Here is a 23,361-nt window from a genome sequence, read left to right as displayed (position 1 = left end):
GGAATCGGGTTGTGCGGGTGCGGCCGATCGGCTTGGGTGCGTGCGTGTGACTGCCCTTACTGATCTCGTACGTCCGGACCGCTATCCGCGAACTTCCCGTTACGATCCGTCCTGGCTGCTCGGGCTGGACATGGGGCCGAACCCGCTGTGGCTGCTGGAGGACCTCGCGCGCAACCTTGAGCTGCGGCCGGGGATGCGCGTGCTGGATCTCGGTTCGGGCAAGGGCGCCACGTCGGTGTTCCTGGCCCGCGAGTACGGCGTCCGGGTCGTCGCGGCCGACTGGTGGATCGCCGCTGAGGAGGCCGCGTCCGTCTTCGCCGAGGCGGGTGTCGGCGACCGGGTGGAGGCCGTGCGGGCCGAGGCGCACGCCCTGCCGTTCGAAGAGGAGAGCTTCGACGCCGTCGTGAGTGTGGACGCCTTCGAGTACTTCGGTACGGCGGACGGCTACCTGCCGTATCTGGCGCGGTTCCTGCGGCCGGGCGGGCTGTTGGGCATGGCGACGCCCGCCATGAGGCGGGAGGTCCGGGAGCTGGGGGCGATCCCGCCGCACATCAAGGAGGTCGTCGGCTGGGAGGCGCTCGCCTGGCACACCGCCGAGTGGTGGCGCTTCCAGTGGGAGATCACCGAACTGGTGACCGTCACCTCCGCTCGGCTGCAACAGGACGCCTGGCGGGACTGGCTGCTGTGGACCCTGGCAACCAGCGAGCACCAGCCGGACCGCCGGGCGGCGAACCAGCCCGTGATCGACATGCTCACCGCGGACGGCGGCGAGTACCTCTCCTTTGCGCTGGTGACGGCCCGCAAGAACGGTGGGACAGGCCAGAACGCAGCCTGAGCGGGCCCGCCGGAATCGTCATCCCGGCGGGCTTCGAGGGAGCAGGAGAGCGACCGGGCCGGTTGGCCGACTCGACAGCGAGGAGCCGGTGCTGGCGGAAGCGGAGGACGGGGAAGGCGTCGGGCCCTCCGGTAAGGATCACCTCGGCGTCACTCTCCCCGGCGAGTCCCGCGATGTGCAGGGTCGTGTCGAACTGGCCGCTCCAGAACCAGGGCAGGTCGTCATACGTCCGGTCGCCGCCGGTGAGCCGTTCGGCCACCAGTTGTGCGTGGCCGGTCGCGTGCTGCACCGATTCCAGGTGGTGGCGGCGTGCGTGCTCCTTGACGAGGCCGGTCCGGCCAGCACCGCAGGACTTGCCGCATATCGTTGTAATGATTATTGTTACGACTGGACCTGAGGGGCGAGGGAGGCGGAGTCCGACGTGAGTGCCAACAGCAGACTGACCATTGCGGCGCACGCGCTGACATGGATCGGGCTGTATCAGCGGCGTGGCCACGAGGTCGCCACCTCCGAGCAGATCGCGACGAGCGTCAACACCAACCCGGTGGTGATCCGCCGCCTGCTGGGCGAGCTGAGCAAGGTCGGCCTGGCCGTTTCACGGCGGGGGGCGGGGGCGGGCTGGATGCTCGCGCGGGACCTGGCGGCGATCACCCTGCTCGACGTCTACCAGGCGATCGAACCGGGACCGGTCTTCGCCCTGCATCGCGCGACGCCGGACCCCGAGTGCGTCGTGGGCCACGGCATCGGGCCGGCAATGGCCGCCGTGTACGACGATGTGGAGGCCGCCCTGCGCAGGGAGCTGGCCAAGACCACGCTGGAGGACGTGCTGCGGGACGTCTTGAAAGCCGCCTGACCTCGGACCGTCGACTTCCCGTGATCGGGGGGGATCGGGTTTTGCACCCATCAATGTAACAATAATGGTTACGTCAAGGAATTGGAGAATCTGATGGGACAGCTGGACGACAAGACCGCCCTTGTCACCGGCGCCTCCAGCGGCATCGGCCTGGCGATCGCCCGCCGTTTCGCCGCCGAGGGCGCGACCGTCTACCTGACCGGGCGCCGCAAGGCCGCGCTGGACGCCGCCGTCGCGCAGGTCGGCGCCCGCGGCATCGCCATCCAGGGCGATGCCGCGGACCTCGGCGACCTCGACCGGCTCTTCGCCGAGATCGCGAACCGCAGCGGCCGCCTGGACATTGTGGTGGCCAACGCCGGGGTCGGGGACTACGGCCCGCTCGGCGCGATCACCGAGGAGGAGTACGACCGCACTGCCTCGATCAATTTCAAGGGCACGGTCTTCACTGTCCAAAAGGCGCTGCCGCTGCTGACGGCCGGCGCCTCGGTGATGCTGCTCTCCTCCAGCTCGGCCCTGCGGGCCGCCCCGGGCCTGGGCGTCTACGCCGCCACCAAGGCCGCGATCCGCAGCCTCGCCCGCACCTGGGCCGCCGAACTGGCCGGCCACGGAATCCGCGTCAACGCCCTCACCCCCGGCCCCGTCGAGACCCCAGGCCTGGACGAGCTCCTCGCAGCCTTCCCGCACGGCGATCGGCCCACCGCGGCCGAGCCCGTCCCGCCGACCCCGCTCGGCCGCGCCGGCCATCCCGACGAGGTCGCCGCCACCGCCCTCTACCTGGCCGGCGACCAAAGCACTTTCACCACCGGCGCGGAACTGTTCGTCGACGGCGGCGCCACACAGCTCTAGGCGGCAAATCGGCGACGCGGGACGCATTCGACGCTCCAGGACGTCTGAGCCGCGTACTTGCGACCGTCCGCCAGGGCAACGGCTGCGACACAACGACACAGCAAGGAGTGAGTGAGTCATGAAGAGCCGCATTCGGGTTCGCTCCGGTCGACCTTGGCGCGCTGCGTGAAGGCGGGGCGCTCATGCCGCTCGGCGGGCCGCTGAGCGGCAAGCACTTTCCTGTTCCAGGGCTGAGGCCCGACCGACACCTCAAGCAGACGAAGAGACAAAGGACAAGGACGATGGCAACAGATGCTCAGACCTCGCGGACCGTGGCCGAGAAGTTCTTGGAGCGCCTCGGCAGGCAGGACCCCGACGGCATCCAGGAACTGTTCGCCGAGGAGATCGACTGGCACGTCCCGGGCAGTGACGCGCTGCCCTGGACCGGGCGCCGTACCCGCCGGGAGGAGGTCGCGCCGTACTTCACCACGATGTGGCCGCACTTCGCGCACGGCAGGAGCAAGGTCGTGCTGGAGCGCGTCGTCGTCGACGGTGGTGACGTGGTGCTGCTGGCGGTCTTCACGCACACCGTCATGGCCAGCGGCAAGGAGTTCACCACACCGGTGACCATGCACCTGGTGGTCGAGGGCGGCCGGATCGTTCGCATGCACCTGTACGAGGACACGTTGACCGTCGCCGAAGCGTTCAACGCCAGCTGAGCGGAGGGTGCTCAGGGGCCCTGCGGCCCGGGGCGGCCCGGCCGGGCATGTACGAGGATCAGCCGAGATACGGCCGAAACGGATAGCAGAACCCGCCCCGGCCGATCGCTGCCGGTCAGCACAGTGGGGGGCGGCCTTCGGTGCTGACTGCCGATCGCGCGGCACCGGGCACATCCTCGACGTGCTCGACGTCCTGCACCGCGACCGTCTCGCTCTGCGCATCCACGACGGCGCGTTCTCCGCGATGGACCTCACCGCCGTCGCCGACCTGCTGCCCGAGTACACGGCCGCCGACCCGGGAGCCCCAGCCCCGGAGTTGCCGGTCGTCCTCGACATGCCGGGCAAGGTCGCCGACTTCCTCCGCACCACCGACCTGGCGCCCGCCGAGCCGACCGAAGGGCTCGACCCGGAAACGGCGGACGAGGTACTCGCCGACATCCTGGACGCCACCCGAGGCCGCACCACCTTGCTCATCACCCACCAGGCGGCGGGGCTGGCGGCGGTGGACGACGTGGTGACCCTCGACCGCGGCCGCACCGCGTCACTGGAGCCCGCAGGCACATTCCCCTCGGCCGTCCCGTGACTTCCGCCGCCGCGGCAGCGCCCCGCTCCGGGGGTTGGCCGGAAGCGGGGCGGGGCGGGGTCGGCGGCCGGAGGCCGGGGTCAGCCGCGGTGTCAGGCGGAGGCGGTCTCCTCGGAGGTGACCGTCGCCGGGGCGTGGTAGTCGGGCAGGCTGTCGCGCACGGCGGCGATCATGGCGGCGAGGACGGTGTCGCGCTCGGTCGCGCTCAGGTCGCCGTAGACCGGGTCGTTCTGGGTGAGCTGCACGTGGACGGCGACCTTGTGCTTCTCGGTCTCCTGGCTGGTGCCGACCAGGATTTCTGCTGTGACGGCCTTCATGAGGTGTCCTTCTTTCGCTGTGGCTTCGCTGTGGCTTCGCTGAGGTGTCGGATTTCGCTGACGCGTCTCGTGCGGCGGTGAGCGGCACCGCCGCGCGGGCGGTAAGGAACCGGGGGCCGTCAAAGCTTGATGCTCCACTGGGCGGGCTCGGTCGAGAAGTCGAGCAGGTCGACCTCGATGTCCAGGACCGCCGCGTCGGCGGGGGCGTCGAAGGCGAACGAAGCGGTGGCCTTCTTGCCTGGCAGCAGCTTGCCCTCGAACGCCGAGTCGACCTGCTCGTCGAAGATGGCCTCGGCCTCCGTGCCCTCCTCGCCCGCACGGGCGGTTGCCATGATCAGAGCGGCGTCGATCTTCTTCGCACCGGTGTTGTCCAGCGTGATGGTGACCTTGTAAGCCTTGTTGCCTTCCGTGTGGCCGCTGGCGAACTCCGTCGGTGTGTACGCGGCGGCCTCGGAGACCGTGACCGTCAGACCGCTCTTGTAGCTGGCGGTGTCTCCCGCTGCCATCGGGCCCTCCGGGGTGTCTTCCTTCTGCGCGCCCCCAGCCTCCGCGCCGCCCTTCTTCGCCTGCTTGGAGCTCGAACCGGCCTTCTTGGTCGTCGGCTCTTCCGCGTCGCAGGCGGTGAGGCCGCCGAGGGCGAGTACGGCCGCGACGGCTGTCGCGGCGAGCGAGCGCTTGCGGCTGAGGTAGCGAACAGACATGACGGACACCTTTTCCGAGTGCGGGACCGGCTCCCCGTGAACCGATGGGTTAATGACAACATGAGCTGTGAACCGAGTCAACACGGTTCATCGATTCATCGAAGTTCACGCGGTGAGCTGGTCGGATTCACCCTTCTGGGTATGATCGGAGTCACAGGAGCAGAGGGAGGGAGCGTCCGTGTCGGAAAGCGCGGCGAAGAGTGGACTGGAGAGCGGATCGGACGGCGGATCGGACGGCGCCACCGAGGTGACCGCCGCCGGAATCGCCCGGCTGGCAGGCGTCGGCAGAGCAGCGGTCAGCAACTGGCGCCGCCGCTACCCCCACTTCCCCAAGCCCATCGGCGGCACCGAGACCAGCCCCGCCTTCTCCCTCCCCGAGGTCGAGGAATGGCTGCGGGCTCAGGGCAAGCTCGCCGAGGTCCCCCCGCGTGAACGCGTCTGGCAGCAACTGGAAGGCGCCCCCGAGGGCACCGCAGCCGCCCTCGCCCACGCGGGCGAGCTGCTGCTGCGCCACTCCGCCGCCGCGCCGCACGCGCCGCACGCGCCGCACGCGCCGCACGCGCCGCACGCGCCGCACGGGCCGCACGGGCCGCTCGCCGAGCTTGCCGGCGAGCTCGGCCCCGGCCCGGCCTTCGAGTTCCTCCTCGGCCGCTACTTCGACGCCAACACCCGGCACTACACCCTCACTCCACCCGATGCCGCCGCGTTGATGGTCGCCCTCGCCGGCCCCGCCGACTCCGTCCTCGACCCCGCCTGCGGCTCCGGCGAACTGCTCGCGGCGGCCACCGGCCCGAGCGGCTCCTGGCCCGCCGAACTGCACGGCCAGGAGATCGATCCCGCCCTCGCCCGGCTCACCGCCCTCCGGATCGCCCTGCGCGGCGAGGCCGCCGTCCACATCCGTACGGCCGACGCCCTGCGCGGCGACCCGGCCGCCGCCACCGCAGCCGCCCCCGCACCGGCAGCCCGGCCCGTCGACGTGGTGCTGTGCCATCCACCGTTCAACGAGCGCCACTGGGGCCACGCCGAACTGGCCTACGACCCGCGCTGGGAGTACGGCCTGCCCGCCCGTACGGAATCCGAGCTGGCCTGGGTCCAGCACGCGCTCTCCCGGCTGCGCCCCGGCGGCACGGCGGTGCTGCTGATGCCGCCCGCCGCCGCCTCCCGGCGCACCGGCCGCCGTATCCGTGCGGCGCTGCTGCGCAGGGGTGCGCTGCGGGCGGTCGTCGCACTGCCCGCCGGTGCCGCGCCGCCGTACAACCTGCCGCTGCACGTATGGGTGCTGCGCAAGCCGGACGGCGCCGAGGCCCCCGCGCCCCGGCTGCTGCTGGTCGACACCAGCGTCCGGCACCAGGCGGAGGGCCGCGCCGCGCTGCCCTGGCCGGAGCTGCACCGCACCGTGCTGAGCGCCTGGCGCGCCTTCGACGGCGGCGGTACCGCCCCCGAGCAGCCCGGCGTCAGCGGCGCACGGGCGGTGATCGACCTGCTGGACGAGGACGTCGACCTGGCGCCCGCCCGTCACCTGCCCCCAGGCACGGGCGAGGGCACGGCCGCGCTCACCGTCGTACGGGAACGGCTCGACCGCACGCTGCGCCGCTCCCTCGAACTCGCCCCGGCCGCCACCCCGCCCCGGGCAGGCGACGCCGGGGCCGCCGGGGCCCCGAACTGGTCGGACACCACCGTCGGCGAACTCGCCCGCGCGGGCGCCCTGGAGGTGGAGCTGCGCGGGAGCGGCGACACGGAGCCGCCGCTGACCCGTGAGGGCGATGTCCTCATCCCGGTGCTGGGCCGGGGCGCCGCCGCGAGGGTCGTGGCGGCGGACGGCGCGGGGGAGCCGCTCGAGCGGCACGTGGCCCTGCTGCGTCCCGACCCGCACGCCCTGGACCCGCACTTCGTCGCGGGCTTCCTGCGCGGCACCGCCAACACCCGCCAGGCCAGCAGCCACGCCTCCAGCGCCTCCCGGCTGGACGTACGGCGGCTGAGGCTGCCACGGCTGCCGCTCGCCGAACAGCGGCGCTACGGCGAGCACTTCCGCAGGCTGGCCGCCTTCGAGGCGGCGTTGCAGCAGGCGGAGGGGCTGGGGCGGGAACTCGTCCAGGGCATGTACGACGTGCTGACAGACGGCACGATCCGACCCGACTGATACCGGACGTATACCGACGATCGGGCTGTGCTGTCCGTGGCGGTGTATACGCTCACTGGCAGCAAAGTCCGACCGTCACACGATCCCCGCACGCCCACGTCCGTCTCCTCAGCAGCATGGAGATTCCATGTACGGCCCGGCCGCCACTCCTCCGCCACCCCTGCCCGCACCCCGCCGCTCCGGGCGGCCCGGCGCCAAGGGGATGGCGCTCCGGCTGCTCTACGCCAGCTTTCCGGTCTGGTCGCTCGGCCTGCTCGCCTGGGTGCCCTCCCTCCGCTTCGCGCTGCTGCGCCGCCGGGCGGCCGACTGGGGCGTGCTCGTGGTGCTGGTGCTGCTGACGGCGGTCTATGTGACGCTGCTCATCACCGTCGAGGAGGACCCGAAGGGGGAGGGCATGGCCTCGTTCTGGGCCGGGGTGTACGTCGTCTTCTTCATCATCGGAGCGGCGGTGCACGCGATCCTCGCCGACCGCTTCCTGCGCGAACCCGGGATGCGGGGCTTCATGGCTGCTGCGCCGGGCGGTCCAGTGCCGGGCGGCCACCTGCCGGGCGGCCCTCCGCCGGGCGCCCTGGGCGAGACCCAGGTGTTGTCCTACGGATATCCGCCCACGGCCTACGGGACCGGCGCCCCGTCGTACGGCTACCCGCAGTCCCCGGCGCCCTCATACGGCTACCCGCAGCCGCAGCCGCAGCCGCAGCCGCAGGCCCAAGCCCCTGCACCGCAGCCGCCCGCCGCCCCCGCGTCGCCCGCCCCGCACGCCTCGACCCGGATGCGCCAAGTCGCCTCCGAACTCGACGAACTGGACGAGCTGCTGCGCAAGCGCGGTGACCCCCGTTGACCGGCGGCCGTCTGATCGCCGGCCGGTACGAGCTGACCGAACCGCTGGGCAAGGGCGCCATGGGCCAGGTGTGGGGCGGACGCGACCTCGGCCTCGGCGGGCGGCACATCGCCGTCAAGCTGATGCACTCCGGGCAGATGGCGTCGCTCTCCGGCACGGCCGATCTGGAGGAGCTGCGCCGCCGCTTCGAGCGGGAGTGCCAGGTCACGGCCCGTATCGACCACCCCGGCCTGGTCACCGTCTACGACGCGGGACGCGACGACGACGAACTCTTCCTGGTCATGCAGCGGGTGGAGGGCAGCGACCTGGGCGACCATCTCGCCGAGCACGAGCACTACCCGTGGCAGTGGTCGGCGGCCGTCGCCGCCCAGATGTGCGCCGCACTGGTCGCCGTGCACGCGGTGCCGGTGATCCACCGTGACCTCAAGCCGGGGAACGCGATCGTCCGTCCCGACGGCAGGGTGATCATCCTCGACCTGGGCATCGCGGCGGTCGCCTCCGTCGGCGACACCACCCGCCTCACCCGCACCGGCGCCCTGATCGGCACCCCGGTCTACATGGCGCCCGAACAGGCGATCGGCGACTCCCCGGTCGGTCCCGCCGCCGATCTCTACGCGCTGGGGGTGCTGCTCTACGAACTCCTCACCGGGCGGCTCCCGTTCGAGGCCCCGGAGGCTTCGGGCCTGCTCTACAAGAAGCTGCACGAGCTTCCGGTGCCCGTGCGGCACATCAGCCCCGAGGTGCCCGAGGCGCTGGCCACGCTGGTCGCACGGCTGCTGGACAAGGAGCCCACAGCCCGTCCCGCCGACGCCTACGAGGTGTACTCGCTCCTGGCCCCGCTGCTGCCGCGCCCGTACGACCAGGCGCACTCGCAGCCGTCGCTCCCCACGGACCCGACCCGGCCGTTCCGCGAGCCCATGGCACCCTGGCCGGTGCCGCGCGGCGTGGCCCCACCGCCGGTGACGGCCTCCGGCTTCGGCCCGCCGCCCGTGATCGATCTGCCCGGCACCCTGGAGGAGGTGCGCGGCCTGCTCGCCGCCGGGCGCTACACCCAGGTCGCCGACCTGCTCGGGCGGGCGCTTCCGGCCGCCGTCGCCGAGCACGGCGACCCGTCCCCGGTGGTCCGTACGCTGCGCAAGCAGTTCGCCGCGACCCTCGTCGACACCGCCCAGTACGCCCGCGCCCTCCCGGAGATCCGCCGCCTCATCCAGGACCTCACGGCCGAACGCGGCCCCTACGACCCGGTGGTGACGCAACTGCGCCAGGACGAGTCCCTGTGCCTCCGGCACCTGTCCGGATGAGCTGCCGGACGGGGTGGCCATGGGCGCCCGACCGCCTCACGACCGCCCGGCCTGCCTTCAGATCGGCAGATCCCAGCCCGGACCGTCCTCGGTGCCGATCCACACGCGCTGTCCGGCAGCCGAGACCGTGATGCCGAAACTTTCTTGGTGCGGTTCGCCGGCCGCCTGCCAGCGTTGGACCGCCCGTTCGACCTGGTCCCACAGCCGCGCTGGCCCGCGCTGTACGACCGTCCAGCCCTCATCGGGCCCGGATGCCGTCCGTGCCTGCGAACCGGTGGAAACGTCCCAGAGGATCTGTTCCGCGCCCGCTCCCATCCGCTCGGCCGAGGGCGCGGCGAGCTGAGCCACCCAACTTCCGGTCCATGTCCCGATGAGGGCCGGGTCGATCCGGCTCGGGCGCTCGTCACCGGGCATCAGGGCGAGCGTCGGGCGAGGCGGGCGGTCATGCGGCCGGGCGATCATGAAACTGGTGTACCCGGGCAGGAACCGGCCGGTGGCGGCGCCGGGACCGGTCACGGTCAACAGCGCCAACCCGGATGCGTAGCTCCACCCCGAGAGGGTGACCAGGATCTTTCCGCCCGGCTTCATCTGGTGCAGCCATGGCATGGGGATGTGGCGGACCGAACAGGTCGCGATCAGGCGGTCGTACGGCCCTCCCTCCGGGTCTCCCCGCAGACCGTCCCCGATGATCAGCCGGGGGCCGTATCCGGTGGCCTTGATGGCGGAGGCGGCGGCTCCGCCGACCACCGGGTCGTACTCGATGCTGGTGAGGTTGCCGTCCCCGAGACGGTGCGCGCCGAGGGCGGCCGAGTATCCGGTTCCGGTTCCGATCTCCAACACGCGCTGCCCCGGCTGGACGTCGAGCTGGTGCCACATGCGCAGCACCAGCGACGGCAAGGTGGAAGACGACGACGGAGAGCCCGCGACGCTGCCGTCCGCACAATCATCGGGCCTGATGCGGCCGTCGAGCTGGGTGATGAGCGTCTGATCGGTGTAGATGCCTCGAAGCCATCCGGTATCGCCCTGGCGCACGGGCCGGTAGCGGGTCGGGACACTGCCCGGAACCTGCTCGAAGTAGGACCCCGCGAACAGCTCCCGGGGGACTGTCTCGGCGGCGCCGCGCCACGCCGGGTCCGTGAGGGTGCCGTCCTCGGTGAGCGCGTCCGCCAGGGCGGCGCGCAACTGAGCAGATGTGCTCACGTGTCGGAGCCTTTCTGTAGCTGGTCAGCGATGGCACGGGCGACTGCGTCGGTGATCCCGGCCGGCTGCCGTGCCCACTGTCCGTTGGGGTTGCACTCCAGGAAGTACCAGGCGTCATCGGTGGTCACGGCAAAGTCGAACGCGCCGTACACCAGGCGGAAACCAGCGAGGTAGGCAGCGACGGAGCGTGCGATCGCTTCCGGGACTGCGATGGGGGTGCATCGCATGAGGTCCTGCCGGTAGCGCCAGTCGAGATCGGGGCTGTCGATTCGGGCCCCGAACAACCGGTGGTCAACGGCGGTCACCCGCACGTCGAACGCCTTGTCCACCTTGGCTTGGAACACGTGCGGGCACACGGCCACGGCACTTGTGATGTCATGCCCGTGCACCTCGCGCACCCACACGCTGTGTGGCTTGTTGTCCACACGGTAGGGGGTGTTCCACACGGGCTTGTAGACCACTCCGCCGGGCTCACGCGCCGCGAAGTCCCGGGCCTCGTGTACGTCATTGGTGATCAGCGTGTGGGGCACGAGGAACCCGCTTCGTTGCGCGGCCGCAAGCTGAGCGGGCTTGTGCTCTGCCGCGCGGTTGTGCCACGGATGGTTGACGTAGTGGGCTCCTGGGAGGGACGCGAGGATTCCCCCGGTGCCCCAGAAGCACTGCTCTGCGGCGAACCTGCGGTCCTGCTCGTCCAGTCCGGGAGGACCCCCGTACGGCGAGGGCCTGCGGACCCAGACGGATCGCACCCGCGTGAGATCGAGGGCTCGGCTTCGGGTGCGCAGGGTGCCCCGCTGTCCGGCGGTGCCGTACACGGCGGACAGCGAGGCACCCTCGTGCGGGTCGACGCCGGGGTCGAGACGCACCACCGGAATGCCTCGCGCAGCGAGCGCCCGCAGCACCAAGTCCGAGGTCACGTCATAGCTGTTGGTCAGTACCAGCACCGACCCGCGTCGGTCGTCCATCAGCCGGACTGGTCCTGGTCGTAGGACTCAGTGCTGGCGGCGTCGGTCGCGCCCCCTGGCCCGGAGCCATCGCCCGGGGTAGTGGTCGTCGGGGTCAGACCGGTGGTGCTCGTGCCGTGGCCACCCATCTCGACCGTGTGCCCGTGCTCGTCCACGATCACGGCGATCTGCGTTTCGGGGTCGATCACGGGCGTGAACTGCGGGGCCGTGACAGTGGCCGCGTACGGCTCCATCCTGCCCGTGCCCCAAGGTGCGGGTGTCTGCGTCATGTGTGCTGCGCCTCCATTCATGTTGGTGCCGACAGTTGCAACAACTCGGTCAGCAAGCCGAGTTGCGTGATCCCATGCCATGAGAGTTCTCATTCCGGAGACTTGGGGCGAGCCCGGTCGGTCCGCTCGCCGAGGAGGAGGAGTGGGAGTTCGTTGCCGTGATCGGTGGCGTGCACGGCGGCGCGGATGCGGCGCTCCTGGTACGGCTCGGTGTGCGCGGCGAGGTGCTGCAGCGGTACCCATGCGGTGGCGGCCAGTTCGTGTGCGGCAGCTGTGGGAACGGTGACGTCGGCGGCTTGGGCGGCGGTGAGGATGCCGCCGTCGATCACGACGTTGATGCCTTCGGCGGAGGTGCCGTCCTCGCTGGCGGGAACTTGGTCGAGTGCGATGAGGTGCGTGAGCGGGAGCACGAGCCCTGTCTCCTCGCACAGCTCCCGTGCGGCAGCGTGTGTGATCGGTTCGCCCTCGTGTGCTCCGCCACCGGGAAGGATCCAGCCTCGCTTATAGCGGGGTTTGACCATCAGCACGGCCCCGGCAGGGTCGCGGACCAGGACGACGGCCCCGACGCGGCGGCGGGGCGGTTCGGCGGGGTCGACGTCAGCGTGGGCCATGGTGCGTCTCCTGTGGGGCGGGGGTGGTGTGCCAGGGGCGGCGCGTGAGCTGCCGGTAGCTGCGGTGGGTGGGGAGGCGGCCGGTGTGTTCGCCGGCCCAGCGCCGGGCGCCTTCCGGGTCCTCGAACCCTGCGGACGCCTTCGCGCAGGTGGTGCACTGCATGGCGTGGGTGACCGGCTCTGCGTCGGGACGGGTGTCGGGCTCAACGCACCACCCCCGCACCGGGGCGGTCACCGGCTCGGGCTGTGGCCTGGCAGCGTTCAGGGGAACCCAGCTCAGCAGCCGGTAGGTGATCCCGCCGTCGAATACCAGCAGTCGGTCACCCCCGGCCAGTGCCCGCAGGTTCCGCACCGTCCGGTACGCACCCCGCACATGCACCGTGTCCCCGACCCGCACCGTCTGCGCGGTGACCACCCGCCCAGCCCGCTGGGGGCGGGTCACCGCGCCTGGTCCTCGTTGAGGCCCAGATACTCCAGCAGCACGCGGCAGTCACGAGCCAGATGCCGCACATATACATGCGGCGTCAGCAACTGCACGTCGGGGCCCTGCTCCTGTAGCTCACGCACGAGCTTGAGCCGACCGCAGCGCTGAAACCAGATCAGCGAGCCGTACCAGAGCTTGTCGACCGCCGCCTCCGCCTCCGGAAGCAACGTCCGGACGAAACTGCACAACTCCCGCTTCAGTTCGGCCACCTCGGCCCCGTCGGGCATGGCCCGGGGGTGCAACGCGCGCTGAATGAGAGCACGGACGCGCTCTGCGTCCGGCGGAACGCCGCCGCCCGCTCGGGGCTGCGCAGTGCTCACCGCTCAGCCTTCTGCGTCCGGTCCCTCCGGTGCTCCAGTGCACGGACGGCATCCCATGCCGTGCAGGCAGGTTGGACGCGGATGTTCAGCCTGGTGGGCGGTGCCCATGTATCGGTCATGCGCTGTCCAGTCTGTGAGTGACGGTGACCTCACACACAGATTGGACCGGTCCACCGGTCCAGTCAAGTCGGGGCGGGTTATCACGACCCCATCGAGTAGCTCTCCGAGTGCTCCCACAACTCACCGGAGGTGACACCCTCTTCGCAGACGAGCGGGCATCCGGCCACGTCGTACGCGGTGTGCCTGTCGACGGCGACCGCAGCCGGGAGAGACAGGCCAAGTTGGACAGCCTCGGCCTCGGTGGCCAGACGCACCTGTGCCACGTCCGTTCCGCGTACCGGAGAGCGATTCGTAGTGCGTGCGACGTAGTTGGTAGTGCCCTCCGCGATCGGGCCCTTCTGCGACAGGCGTGGACACGCATCCGCGATGTCCAACGGGAACCACGCGACCACAAAGCTGAATGGGCAGCCCTCGTCGTCGAGCACCAACCGGGCACGGTGCAAAGCCCGTTCACCAGGCGGAAGTTGCAGCGCGTCACGGACGCGATGGGGCGGCACTTCCCTCGTCGGAGCGCCGAGCCGCTTGTAAGGCCGTCCGCCCGCGATCCGTGATCCTGATTTGCGACGACCCGCAGGCCGAGCAACGGGGGTCTCGATCACCGTGAAACCTGATCCCTGTTTGGCGACGACAACGCCGTCGTTGCGCAGGACATCCATAGCCTTGATGACGGTCGCACGGGAGACACCGAACTGCTCGCACAGGTCGCGACCGGAAGGCACAACGTCACCAGGAGCGAAATCGCCCTCCGTGATGCGGGCGCGGAGGTGATCGGCGATCTGCTCGTACTTCAATTTGGGCATAGCTGGCAGGTTAACCGGTCATGTTGTTGGCCTGCCGGGTTCACTGGACCGGGGGCGGCAGGGAAAATGGCGTCATGGCACCAGAGCTTGCACCAGAGGTGATGACCTTCTATTCGGCCACGGTCAATGAAGCCGATCGGCTGACGGCCTCGGCGGACGGGGCGTTGGAGCTGGTTCGCACGCAGGAGCTGCTGCGCCGGTACCTCCCGCCGGTGCCCGCGAGCGTCCTCGATGTCGGGGGCGGACCGGGCGTCCATGCCCGGTGGCTTGCCGGGGACGGCTACGCGGTGCATCTGGTCGACCCGGTGCCCCGTCACGTGGAGGCGGCCCGGCAGTTGCCGCGCTGCACCGTCGAGCTCGGTGACGCCCGGGAGCTGTCCGCCGCTGACGCGTCCCGCGACGTGGTGCTCCTCCTCGGCCCCCTTTATCACCTGCTGGAGCGCGGCGACCGCGGCAGTGCGCTCGCCGAGGCCTACCGCGTGCTGAGGCCCGGCGGCCTGCTCGCCGCAGCTGGGATCAACCGCTATGCCTCGCTGTTCGAGCACACAGCATTCGCGCACCTCCACAAGGACGGCGTGCGCGACAGCATCGGCAGCATCCTTGAGACGCAGTTCATCGACGGGAAGAAGGCGTTTACCGCCGCATACTTCCACAGCGGCGAGGAACTGCGGGGCGAGGTCGCCGACGCGGGTTTCGAGGATGCCGAGGTGTTCGGGATCGAGGGCCCGACGTGGGCCATGCTCAAGGCAACGGAACGGCACACGGGGGAGTCGGTCACGGGCACGCCTCTGTTCGACTCCGCGCTGACCGCGGCCCGGATGGCCGAGCCGTACCCCGAGCTGCTGGCAGCCAGCTCCCACCTGCTCGCGGTCGGCCGCCGCCCTGCCTGACGGCTGGCGGCGCGAGCCGTCATCGGCGGCCTCGCCAGGCCGTGTGGCGCCCGGCCCGAATCGGCGCCTGTCAGGATGAGGTGCGGTGGTGAGGATCGAATGAGGGGCGGACCGGGTGGGAGACCAGAGACGGCGTGCGGCGGCGCTGGCGGTGGGGGCTCTGCTGCTGAGTGCGGGATGCAGTGGCGGGACGGACGGGAGTACGGACGACGCCGGGGCGGGGAAGCCGTCCGCCGGGGCGGAGGCTGGGGCAGGCGGTGGTGCCGAGAAGGTGCTGGCCGCGCTCGATGTACGGGAGCCGGGGACGATGGACGGCTACTCGCGGGACCGCTTCCCGCACTGGTCCGTCCAGGAGGGCGCCTGCAACACCCGCGAGGCCGTGCTCAAGCGGGACGGGGAAAAGGTCCGTACGGACGGCAGCTGCCGTTCCGTGTCGGGCAGTTGGCGCAGTCCGTTCGACGGGGAGGTGTGGCGGGAGGCCGCCGACGTGGACATCGACCACATGGTCCCGCTGGCCGAGGCATGGCGCAGCGGCGCCCGGGAGTGGGAGGACGACCGCCGGGAGGACTTCGCGAACGACATGGACCGGCCGCAGCTCTTCGCCGTCACCGACAACGTGAACCAGTCCAAGGGGGACCGCCCGCCGGACGAGTGGCAGCCGCCGCTGAAGAGCTACTGGTGCACGTACGCTGAGAACTGGGTGACGGTGAAGGACCACTACGAGCTGTCCGTCACGGCGCCCGAGAAGAAGACGCTGGGCAGCATGCTGGAGCGCTGCCGGAGCAACGGCTGAGAGTCTGTGCTCTGCGGGGCGACTGCTGTGTTGGCCGAATCGTTGGGCGAATACCTGTCGATTCGGTGGTCACGACCACTCTCTGCTGCCTAACATCGATCATCGTCAGGTCATGCGACGTCGCACGACCCTCGCCGCCGCCCGGGAGGCCCCATGCACCGCCGCAGGTCCGCGCTCACCGTCTCTGCCGCCGCCGCGCTCGTCGTCGTGGCCCCGCTCCTCACCGCGTGCGGCAATGACGCCCGCCCCGGCGCGGCGGCCGTCGTGGGTGACGACCGGATCACGCTGGGGCAGCTCCAGTCCAAGGTCGGCGAGGTGCGGGACGCGCAGAGCGCGCAGCCGCAGGGCGATGAGTTGATCAAGCGCAGTGGCCAGCTCACCCGCGTCACGCTGAACAGCATGATCCGCCACCGCATCGTGAAGCAGGTCGCGGACGACTCGGGCGTCACCGTGACCCGCCGCGACATCCAGCAGGTGCGGTCGCAGTTCGAGCAGCGTGCCGGGGGCCCGAAGGAGTTCCGGACGATGCTGCTGCAGCAGCAGGCCGTCGCCCCCTCGGAGATCGACGACTGGGTGTGGCTGGAGGTGGCGGTGCAGAAGATCGCGGCCGAGTCGGGCATCAACCTCCAGGCTCCGGAGGCGAACGCGCAGCTGACGGGCAAGCTCTCCGAGGCGGCGAAGCAGATGGGCATCGACGTCAACCCGCGCTACGGCAAGTGGAGCGCGAAGGAGACCACGCTCGTCAACGCGGAGACCCCGTGGCTGAAGGACGTCACCGGAGAGCGGAAGGACAGGGCGCAGCAGGAGCAGCAGCCTGCCTGACCGGTCCGGCGGAGCGCTGGTCACCGGCCGCGAGTGGGTTAGTTTCGTAAGGTGCCGCATCCTTCCGAGACCCCCAGGTCCTCCCGTGATCCCGAACTCTCCGAGCCCGCCGCGCGCCCGGCCGAGCCCGCCGCGCGGCCTCGTATCGTGCTGCTCACCACCAGCCACCGGGTCGCTCCCGGGCTGCTGTCCTGGCCCGCCTGGCAGACGCTGCGGGAGGCTGGCCGCGTGGTCTGCGCGGACGAGGGGCACCCGCTGCTCCCGTACGTACGGGAGGCGGGTGTGGAGGTGGAGGTACCGGAGCCCGGCACGGAGCCCGGCACGGAGCCCGGCGGGGAGTTCAGTCCGGCATCCGGTCCTGCCCCCGGTTTCAGTGCGCGCGAACTCGTGGACGCCTGCATGGCGGACGGCGGCACCGTCGTGGTCATCGCCGCTGCCGAGGGCGAGCCTCGGTTGACCGACGGGCTGGCCCGGCTCGCGGGTTCGGGCCGGGAGGAGATGCCGGAGCTGGAACTGCTCCCCGGCTCCTACGACCTGCCCGGCGCCCGGCTGCTCGACCTGGTGCAGGTGATGGACCGCATCCGTGCCGACTGCCCCTGGAGCGGCGTGCGGACGAGTGAGGATCTGGTGAAGTACGGCATCGAGGAGGCGTACGAGCTCGTCGAGGCCATCGAGGCGGGCGACCGCGAGGCGCTGCGCGAGGAGCTGGGGGACGTGCTGCTCCAGGTCGTCTTCCACGCCCGCATCGCCCAGGACGATCCGGAGGAGCCGTTCTCGATCGATGACGTCGCGGGGACGATCGTCGAGAAGCTGATCCACCGGCATCCGCATGTCTTCGGCGACGAGTCCGCTGAGAGCCCCGAGGAGGTCAAGGCGCACTGGCTCCGTACGAAGGCGGTGGAGAAGGGGCGTACCTCGGTGACCGAGGGCGTGCCGCTGGGGCAGCCCGCGCTGGCGCTGGCGGCGAAGCTGGCGGGCCGGGCGCGTAGCGGGGGACTGGACGTGACGGTCCCGGCGGGAGCCGGTACGGGATATGAGCTGCTTGCCCTCGCCGTACGGGCCGAGGAGGACGGCATCGACCCGGAGACGGCACTGCGGGCCGCGGCTCGCACCTACCGCGACACGATCCGCGCGGCGGAGAAGCAGGCGGGCTGAGGCGGAGCAAGCGGGGCTGAGGGCTCCGGGCCTTACCTCTTGACGGGGGTCAGACAAGCGATAAGGTCTAGACCAAGACCTCGATCGCCAGTTCGCCCTCAGTACTGGCCACGTGCGTCTCCGAGCCCCCCACTGACCCCACTCGACGAGGCCGTGAAGCGGTACGGGTGCAGGCGGCACCCGTACCGGTATCCGCACCCCCTCAGCGGCGGCCTCGACAACGAAGGAGTTGGCATGAACACGAAAAGAAGGCTCGCTGTCATGATCGGCGCGGGGATCGCACCCCTCCTCGCCGTGACCCTGCCGACCGGCACGGCCAGCGCGCACGGCTACGTGAACTCGCCGCCGAGCCGCCAGGCTCAGTGCGCCGCGGGCACCGTCGACTGCGGCCAGATCAAGTACGAGCCCCACAGCGTCGAGGGGCCGAAGGGCCTGAAGAGTTGCAGCGGCGGCAACTCCCGCTTCGCCGAACTCGACGACGACAGCAAGGGCTGGAAGGCCACCCCGGTCGACAGCTCGACCACCTTCACCTGGAAACTGACGGCACGTCACGCGACCAGCACCTGGCAGTACTTCGTCGGTGGACAGAAGGTGGCGGAGTTCAACGACGGCGGTGCGCAGCCCCCGGCGACCGTCAACCACCAGGTCGACTTCGGCAACCTCACCGGCAAGCAGAAGGTGCTCGCCGTCTGGAACGTCGCCGACACGGACAACGCCTTCTACTCCTGCATCGACGTGAACATCGGCGGTGACCCGGGCGGGCCCGGCGAGCCCGGTGACCCGGACGACTGCACCGCGACAGCCTGGGACGCTGGCAGCGTCTACAACGGCGGCGACACCGTCACCTGGGGAGATCACACCTGGCGCGCCAGGTGGTGGGTGCAGGGCCAGGAGCCCGGCAGCAGCGGTGAGTGGGGTGTCTGGGAAGACCTCGGCGCCTGCGCCCCGGCCTGACCCCGGGCACGGCTGACCGCACCTCGCACACGGCACACGGCACCTCGCACTCCGCGCCCCGCCCGGGTGAAGACTCCCCCGCGGCGGGGCGCGGAGGTGCGCCCGCGGCTTCCGGGACCGGGCAAGCCGAGCGTGCGCGGTGTGCGCGGTGTGCCGGGTGTGACGGGTGTGCCGAGAAACAGCGACTGTTACGGAAGTGCCAGGGAATCGGATCCCGGCTGATACGCGACTCCGCTGCGATATGAGCCAAGGTGGTCACCGGTAGACCAACACCCGGGCGAGGGGGGACCTCGTGCGGCATCAGAGAGGCACAGCGGTGAAGCGCACACGCATGGCAGTGGTGTCGGTAATCGGCGCCGTCACGTTCGCACTCACAGGTTGCGGCGGTGACGACGACTCCTCCGACTCGTCCTCCGACTCCTCCTCGGAGTCGAAGCCCGAGGCACCCGCGGAGGACTCGGCCGCGCCCGAATCCAGCCCCGAGGAGGCCCCGGAGGAGAGCTCGCCAGCGGCGAAGCCGGCCAAGGTCGAGGTGACGCCGCCCGGCACGAAGCTGAAGATCGGCGAGCCCGCGGTCGTCCCGTACGACAAGGCCGGGTCGAAGGGTGCGATCAGCATCACCGTCACCGGTGTGGACAAGCTGGACAAGGCCGCCTTCGACAAGGCGATGGGCGACAAGGCAAACCCGGACATCACGCCTTACTGCGTCCGTTACACCATCGAGAACGCCGACGGCAGCGACCTCGGCGGGACCTACCCGCCCAACCTCTCCGGAGTCAGCGAGAGCGGCGGCAGCACGGGCGCGGTGGTCTTCGGCGCCAGCCTCCCCGACTGTGAAGAGGGACAGGCACCCGACGAGTTCGCCAAGAAGGGCGCGAGCTACAAGAGCTCCCGTCTGCAGGGCGCAGGCCCTGGCCTGACGGTCGCCGGAGCCGAGTACGACGATGAGGACTACTCGGACAAGCCCATCGTCTGGACTCCGTAGGACACTTGGGCAGCACAGGAGCCGGGCGACAGGCCGTGAGGGCTGGTCGCCGGGCTCCTGCACCCCGCTCCGGCGCGTCTGCGTGAAGGGTTCGCACGGCGTTCACGCGCCGTGTGCCGGCGCTTTGCGTGCGGCGGGCGACCATCGGGCACAGTTCGGCACTCTGTTGCCGGGAGTGCGGGGTACCGATGGGCATATGGCGGGGACGGTCACGCGATCCGCTGGCCGCGTGCGTGGAGACCTGTTCCGGCTATCTGGCCGGGCTCGGTGACACGTCCGGCGACACTTCCGGCGCCGCCCGGCGCGGTGCGGCAGTCTCCGACGCGGCACGGCTGCGGCTCGCCGCAGCCCTCGGCACGCTGCTCTCCACCCGTACGTTCGACGCGCTGCTGCCCGCCGGGGACGCCGCGCTGCGGGCGGGCGGCCCGCGCGAGGCGGACCTCGCGCTGCGCCTCGCCGGCACGGCGCTGGAGATGCGCGACAAGTCCAAGGGCGGCTGGCGGCTGCGGGCCCGCGCGCTGGAGGCGCTGGAGCGGCCGGTCGAGGCGGCCGAGGCGTACGAGCGCTATCTCGGACTCTCGCAGGGCCCCGCCGCCGAGGAAGTCGCCCTGCATATGCGGACCTTGCGGGAGAAGCGTGCCTGCCTGACCGAGGCCGCCGGGCTGTTCCCGCCGGACGGGCCGCAGCCGCGCGGCGGTCCGCAGCAGCAGGGCGGTCCGCAAGAGCAGAGCGGCTGCCCGCACGCGCGCGCCTTCGCAGCGGCAGTGCATGGCGAGCAGCAGCCCGCCACCGAGATCAAGGCCGCCTTCACCGCCCATCTCGGCGCCCGCATGCGCGAACGCGGCGCCGGCGACCCGGAGGTACGGCGGCTCGCGAGGCTGTACGCCACCTACTGCCGCCTCGTCGTCCAGCCCCGCATGGCGGATCCGCTGCTGGGCGGCACCGAGCCGTGCGGCCTCGGTGGGCTGCGCGCCCTGGTGGCCGGACGCAGAGTGTGCGTGGTCGCCAACATCGCACCGTCCGAGGGAGATTCGGCACTGGCGGCGGCAGTCGACGCCTACGACCTGGTGGTCCGCTGCGACAGGTACCGTACGAGCCGCGCGCCCGGCGAGCCCGGCACCGGCATGCGTACGGACGTGCACGCCGTGGGCGCACTCGCCGACGGGACCACCCCCCGCTGGCACGAACCCGTGTCTCTCCGGCTGGTGTTCGCCGAGTCGGCGGACGACTGGCGGGGCGCGCTGCGCCGACTGGTCCCCGGTGCGCAGCACTACGCCGGCGACGCGGCGCTGCGCCACCCGATCGCCGATCCCGCACTCATCGGCGAGAGCGGCTGGGGCGCCCGCCCGACCACCGGATTCACGATGGCGCGGCTGCTGGACTTCCTGGACGTCAGTCCCGCCATCGATCTGATCGGCTACGGGCCACCCGGTCGGCTCCGGGAGAAGGAGAGCGAATGGGTCACGGCTCACGCAACGAGCGCCGACGGAGTACGGACCTCACTGAGATGACTGACCCCACCGACATGACCGGGCCGCGCGCAGGGACCGCACCGCGCGCAGCCGCCGCACGCACGGGCGGGCGCGCCGCCGCCGACAAGCGCCGCATCGCTCTCGCCTGCCACACCGACCGGGAGCGGCTGCCCGGTCTGCTGGCGCTGCTGCGCAGCCTGGCGCTGACCAACCCCTGGCTGTGCGAGGACTTCCTGCTCCTGCACGACGGGCTGAGCGAGGCGGACCTGGACGCCGCCCGGCGGCTGCACCCGCGCCTCGTGCCCCGTCGCGCTGCTTCGCGGAGCGCGTACCTGCGGACCTTCCAGGGCAGCGCGGACGGCGACGGCAGCGACGGTGAAGGCCGTCCCGGCTACGACACGGTGCTCGCCTTCACCACCGGCATGGTCGTGCTCGGGGACATCGGCGAACTGGTGCGGCTGCGCTACGGCGCCGCCGCCGTTCCCCAGCCGGTGGACGGCGGGGAGCGGGCCGTACGGGAGGACGGCCTGCTCGTCCTCCAGCGCGACGCCGACACCACCGAGGCGCCGCACCGGCCGCTCGACGCCCGCTTCGACTTCCTGGTGCGGCGCCTCTACGACGACACGCCCGTGCCCGGCGCGGCCGTCGTCCTGAACTTCGGCGAAGCGGACGGCCACCACCCCTGGACGGCTTCCCGCGCCGGATACGGCCCGGCCCAGGAGGCGTGGCGCCGCTTCGACCTGACCGACGAGGCATTCCACCGCGCCTACTGCGCCCTGCGCGTACGCCGCCACCCCGACTACTTCCTCCACTGCGTCGAGCCCCTGCTGCGTACCTCCGGACCCTCCATCAACCTGGCCCGCGACATCGCGGGTGTGTATCTGGAGAAGGGCCGTTACGACGAGGCGGTCGAGGTGCTGTCCCTGGTCGCGGACCGGGCGCAGGCCGACCAGCCGCGCTTCCACGAGACCTTCGGGACCGCGTTGCTGGCCGTCTCGCGCCATGAGGAGGCGGAGACCCGTCTGCTGCTGGCCACCGCCGAACCGACCGTGGCCGCACGGGCGTTCCGCCAGCTGGGCAGGCTGGCCTGGCTGCGCGGCGACGACGCGGGCGCGCGTGCGTACGCCCGTGAGGGGCTCGACTCGGAGCCGACCCACGGGGGTTGCCGTTCCCTGCACCTTCCGCCGCCCGTTGCGGAGTCCGGGCAGCAGGCGCCCGGGCAGCAGGCGCCCGCCGCCGAGCAGTTCGCACATGTGGCGCTCTTCTCAACCGGCCAGGACAACGCCGGCGACAAGGTGCTCCCCGAAGCCGTACGCATGTGCCTGGACTCCGACACCGGCCCGCGCCGCTGGCACCCGGTGCATGTGCACCGGCTCTTCGACGAGCGGGCGCTGGAGCAGGTGAACGCCCGGCGCGGCGTGATCATCGGCGGCGGCGGACTGTTCCTGCCGGACACCTGGCCGAACGGCAACAGCGCCTGGCAGTGGAACGTGCCGGACGAACTGCTGGCCCGCATCACCGTGCCGCTGGCGGTGTTCGCGGTCGGCTACAACGCGTTCGACGGGCAGGAGTACGGACGCCCGCGGTTCATCCAGAGCCTGCGGACGCTGGTGGAGCAGTCGGCCTTCTTCGGCCTGCGCAACCACGGCTCGGTGCGGCGCGTACGGGAACTGCTGCCGTCCGGGCTGCGGGACCGGGTGCGCTGGCAGCCGTGCCCCACCACCGTCGCCCGGCAGCTCGACCCCGGCTGGCGGGACCCGGAGCGGCGGGCCGACACCGTACTGCTCAACTGCGCGTACGACCGGGCGGGCCTGCGCTTCGGGCACGACTACGGTCACTTCCTCGGCCAGCTCGCGGAAGCGGTACGGAAGCTGAGCGGCCACGCGGAGGTTCGGTACGCGGCACACATGCCCGCCGACGAGCGCCTGGTGCACGACATGCGCCGCGAGCACGGCATCACGCTGCCCGTCGACCCGCTCTACGACTTCTCCAACGACGAGATCCGGGACCACTACGCCCGTACCCGGCTGGTGATCGGGATGCGCGGCCACGCGACCATGATCCCTTTCGGCTGCGGCACGCCGGTGCTCAGCCTGATCTCGCACCCCAAGCTTGCCTACTTCCTCGACGACATCGGCCGCCCGGAATGGGGCGTCTCGGTGCACGACCGGGAGCTGGGTGCGCTCCTGACCGAACGGGCCGTGGCACTCCTGGAGAGCCACCCGAACGCCGTCTTTGACGTCCACGCCCGCCAGCGGGAACTGTGGCGGGTCACCGAGGACAACCTCGCCGAACTCACGAAGCATTTCGCCTGACAACCGGCGAGGCCGGGCCGTGACCGACCAGTCACTCGTATCGTTGTCGTACGCGGCTGCGCCTACAGAGTGCGGCGGGGAGGGGAGCGGCACCGTG

The 23,361-nt window shown here is 71.2% G+C and carries 27 protein-coding genes; 17 read left to right on the top strand and 10 right to left on the bottom strand.

The features are described from left to right. Nucleotides 1-46: 46 nt before the first annotated feature. Nucleotides 47-835 carry an SAM-dependent methyltransferase gene (locus tag LHJ74_RS28160; protein ID WP_260220340.1) on the top strand — a complete coding sequence of 263 codons (789 nt, stop codon included), beginning with the start codon at nt 47-49 and terminating at the stop codon, nt 833-835. Here LHJ74_RS28160 and LHJ74_RS34530 read toward each other — a convergent pair. Continuing rightward, nucleotides 753-1,010: a hypothetical protein gene (locus LHJ74_RS34530; RefSeq protein ID WP_375546835.1), complete on the bottom strand. Its 258-nt coding sequence runs from the start codon at nt 1,008-1,010 to the stop codon at nt 753-755. The genes LHJ74_RS28160 and LHJ74_RS34530 overlap by 83 nt on opposite strands. On the opposite strand from LHJ74_RS34530, the gene LHJ74_RS28155 reads away from it, so the two are divergent. From LHJ74_RS28155 to LHJ74_RS34525, 5 genes are all read left to right on the top strand, one after another. Then, nucleotides 924-1,232 carry a hypothetical protein gene (locus tag LHJ74_RS28155; protein WP_260220339.1) on the top strand — a complete coding sequence of 103 codons (309 nt, stop codon included), beginning with the start codon at nt 924-926 and terminating at the stop codon, nt 1,230-1,232. The two genes, LHJ74_RS34530 and LHJ74_RS28155, sit on opposite strands and share 87 nt — an antisense overlap. Before the next feature lie 24 nt (nt 1,233-1,256). Continuing rightward, nucleotides 1,257-1,688 (top strand): Rrf2 family transcriptional regulator, encoded by a 432-nt coding sequence (locus LHJ74_RS28150; RefSeq protein WP_260220338.1) that lies wholly within the window; start codon nt 1,257-1,259, stop codon nt 1,686-1,688. A 93-nt stretch (nt 1,689-1,781) separates the two neighbouring features. After that, nucleotides 1,782-2,534 (top strand): SDR family NAD(P)-dependent oxidoreductase, encoded by a 753-nt coding sequence (locus tag LHJ74_RS28145; protein ID WP_260220337.1) that lies wholly within the window; start codon nt 1,782-1,784, stop codon nt 2,532-2,534. 281 nt (nt 2,535-2,815) lie between these two features. Next, nucleotides 2,816-3,232 (top strand): nuclear transport factor 2 family protein, encoded by a 417-nt coding sequence (locus LHJ74_RS28140; protein ID WP_260220336.1) that lies wholly within the window; start codon nt 2,816-2,818, stop codon nt 3,230-3,232. Between the two features lie 181 nt (nt 3,233-3,413). Next, nucleotides 3,414-3,815 (top strand): hypothetical protein, encoded by a 402-nt coding sequence (locus LHJ74_RS34525; protein ID WP_375546827.1) that lies wholly within the window; start codon nt 3,414-3,416, stop codon nt 3,813-3,815. A gap of 92 nt (nt 3,816-3,907) precedes the next feature. On the opposite strand, the gene LHJ74_RS28130 is transcribed toward LHJ74_RS34525, so the two are convergent. Together LHJ74_RS28130 and LHJ74_RS28125 are read right to left on the bottom strand one after the other, a co-directional pair. Further along, nucleotides 3,908-4,132: a hypothetical protein gene (locus LHJ74_RS28130; protein ID WP_260220335.1), complete on the bottom strand. Its 225-nt coding sequence runs from the start codon at nt 4,130-4,132 to the stop codon at nt 3,908-3,910. A 119-nt stretch (nt 4,133-4,251) separates the two neighbouring features. Next, nucleotides 4,252-4,833 carry a DUF4352 domain-containing protein gene (locus LHJ74_RS28125; protein ID WP_260220334.1) on the bottom strand — a complete coding sequence of 194 codons (582 nt, stop codon included), beginning with the start codon at nt 4,831-4,833 and terminating at the stop codon, nt 4,252-4,254. A 178-nt stretch (nt 4,834-5,011) separates the two neighbouring features. Here LHJ74_RS28125 and LHJ74_RS28120 point away from each other — a divergent pair, with 178 nt between their 5' ends. From LHJ74_RS28120 to LHJ74_RS28110, 3 genes are all read left to right on the top strand, one after another. Beyond that, nucleotides 5,012-6,973 (top strand): N-6 DNA methylase, encoded by a 1,962-nt coding sequence (locus LHJ74_RS28120; protein WP_260220333.1) that lies wholly within the window; start codon nt 5,012-5,014, stop codon nt 6,971-6,973. 127 nt (nt 6,974-7,100) lie between these two features. After that, nucleotides 7,101-7,811, top strand: coding sequence for a hypothetical protein (locus LHJ74_RS28115; RefSeq protein WP_260220332.1), 711 nt, complete (start codon nt 7,101-7,103; stop codon nt 7,809-7,811). Then, entirely contained in the window at nt 7,808-9,112 is a 1,305-nt protein-coding gene (locus tag LHJ74_RS28110) for a serine/threonine-protein kinase (RefSeq protein ID WP_260220331.1), read from the top strand. The genes LHJ74_RS28115 and LHJ74_RS28110 overlap by 4 nt, the downstream gene beginning before the upstream one ends. 57 nt (nt 9,113-9,169) lie before the next feature. On the opposite strand, the gene tgmC is transcribed toward LHJ74_RS28110, so the two are convergent. The 7 genes from tgmC to LHJ74_RS28075 all read right to left on the bottom strand — a co-directional run bounded on the left by tgmC (nt 9,170) and on the right by LHJ74_RS28075 (nt 13,878). Then, nucleotides 9,170-10,312: an ATP-grasp peptide maturase system methyltransferase gene (tgmC, locus tag LHJ74_RS28105; protein ID WP_260220330.1), complete on the bottom strand. Its 1,143-nt coding sequence runs from the start codon at nt 10,310-10,312 to the stop codon at nt 9,170-9,172. Next, nucleotides 10,309-11,274: an ATP-grasp ribosomal peptide maturase gene (tgmB, locus tag LHJ74_RS28100; protein ID WP_260220329.1), complete on the bottom strand. Its 966-nt coding sequence runs from the start codon at nt 11,272-11,274 to the stop codon at nt 10,309-10,311. Before tgmB ends, tgmC begins: the two co-directional genes overlap by 4 nt. Then, the gene (gene tgmA / locus LHJ74_RS28095) at nt 11,274-11,543 is read right to left on the bottom strand and encodes a putative ATP-grasp-modified RiPP (RefSeq protein WP_260220328.1); all 270 of its coding nucleotides are present in this window, start codon (nt 11,541-11,543) and stop codon (nt 11,274-11,276) included. Before tgmA ends, tgmB begins: the two co-directional genes overlap by 1 nt. An 89-nt stretch (nt 11,544-11,632) precedes the next feature. Then, nucleotides 11,633-12,154 (bottom strand): NUDIX domain-containing protein, encoded by a 522-nt coding sequence (locus LHJ74_RS28090; protein WP_260220327.1) that lies wholly within the window; start codon nt 12,152-12,154, stop codon nt 11,633-11,635. Then, complete coding sequence (locus tag LHJ74_RS28085; protein ID WP_260220326.1) at nt 12,141-12,596, bottom strand: DUF7848 domain-containing protein; 456 nt, start codon at nt 12,594-12,596, stop codon at nt 12,141-12,143. The genes LHJ74_RS28090 and LHJ74_RS28085 overlap by 14 nt, the downstream gene beginning before the upstream one ends. Then, entirely contained in the window at nt 12,593-12,958 is a 366-nt protein-coding gene (locus LHJ74_RS28080) for a DUF6415 family natural product biosynthesis protein (RefSeq protein WP_260220325.1), read from the bottom strand. Before LHJ74_RS28080 ends, LHJ74_RS28085 begins: the two co-directional genes overlap by 4 nt. 200 nt (nt 12,959-13,158) lie before the next feature. Continuing rightward, a complete protein-coding gene (locus LHJ74_RS28075) occupies nt 13,159-13,878 on the bottom strand; it encodes a GntR family transcriptional regulator (RefSeq protein WP_260220324.1) in 720 nt (239 codons plus the stop codon). A 74-nt stretch (nt 13,879-13,952) separates the two neighbouring features. Here LHJ74_RS28075 and LHJ74_RS28070 point away from each other — a divergent pair, with 74 nt between their 5' ends. The 8 genes from LHJ74_RS28070 to LHJ74_RS28035 all read left to right on the top strand — a co-directional run bounded on the left by LHJ74_RS28070 (nt 13,953) and on the right by LHJ74_RS28035 (nt 23,264). Continuing rightward, nucleotides 13,953-14,768 carry a class I SAM-dependent methyltransferase gene (locus LHJ74_RS28070; RefSeq protein WP_260220323.1) on the top strand — a complete coding sequence of 272 codons (816 nt, stop codon included), beginning with the start codon at nt 13,953-13,955 and terminating at the stop codon, nt 14,766-14,768. Between the two features lie 115 nt (nt 14,769-14,883). Then, nucleotides 14,884-15,561, top strand: coding sequence for an HNH endonuclease family protein (locus LHJ74_RS28065; protein ID WP_260220322.1), 678 nt, complete (start codon nt 14,884-14,886; stop codon nt 15,559-15,561). Between the two features lie 153 nt (nt 15,562-15,714). Next, on the top strand, nt 15,715-16,383 hold the full coding sequence (locus LHJ74_RS28060; protein ID WP_260220321.1) for a SurA N-terminal domain-containing protein: 669 nt from the start codon (nt 15,715-15,717) through the stop codon (nt 16,381-16,383). Between the two features lie 144 nt (nt 16,384-16,527). Then, complete coding sequence (locus LHJ74_RS28055; RefSeq protein ID WP_260220550.1) at nt 16,528-17,538, top strand: nucleoside triphosphate pyrophosphohydrolase; 1,011 nt, start codon at nt 16,528-16,530, stop codon at nt 17,536-17,538. A gap of 234 nt (nt 17,539-17,772) precedes the next feature. After that, complete coding sequence (locus LHJ74_RS28050) at nt 17,773-18,492, top strand: lytic polysaccharide monooxygenase (RefSeq protein WP_260220320.1); 720 nt, start codon at nt 17,773-17,775, stop codon at nt 18,490-18,492. A gap of 316 nt (nt 18,493-18,808) precedes the next feature. After that, nucleotides 18,809-19,477 (top strand): hypothetical protein, encoded by a 669-nt coding sequence (locus LHJ74_RS28045; protein ID WP_260220319.1) that lies wholly within the window; start codon nt 18,809-18,811, stop codon nt 19,475-19,477. 188 nt (nt 19,478-19,665) lie between these two features. After that, nucleotides 19,666-20,988, top strand: a complete 1,323-nt coding sequence (locus LHJ74_RS28040; protein ID WP_260220318.1) for a hypothetical protein — start codon at nt 19,666-19,668, stop codon at nt 20,986-20,988. After that, nucleotides 20,985-23,264, top strand: coding sequence for a polysaccharide pyruvyl transferase family protein (locus LHJ74_RS28035; RefSeq protein WP_260220317.1), 2,280 nt, complete (start codon nt 20,985-20,987; stop codon nt 23,262-23,264). The genes LHJ74_RS28040 and LHJ74_RS28035 overlap by 4 nt, the downstream gene beginning before the upstream one ends. Nucleotides 23,265-23,361 lie beyond the last annotated feature (97 nt).

The organism is Streptomyces gossypii (assembly GCF_025165795.1).
GTDB classification, from domain to species: Bacteria; Actinomycetota; Actinomycetes; order Streptomycetales; family Streptomycetaceae; genus Streptomyces; species Streptomyces gossypii.
This window is presented reverse-complemented; position numbering and strand designations above follow the sequence as displayed.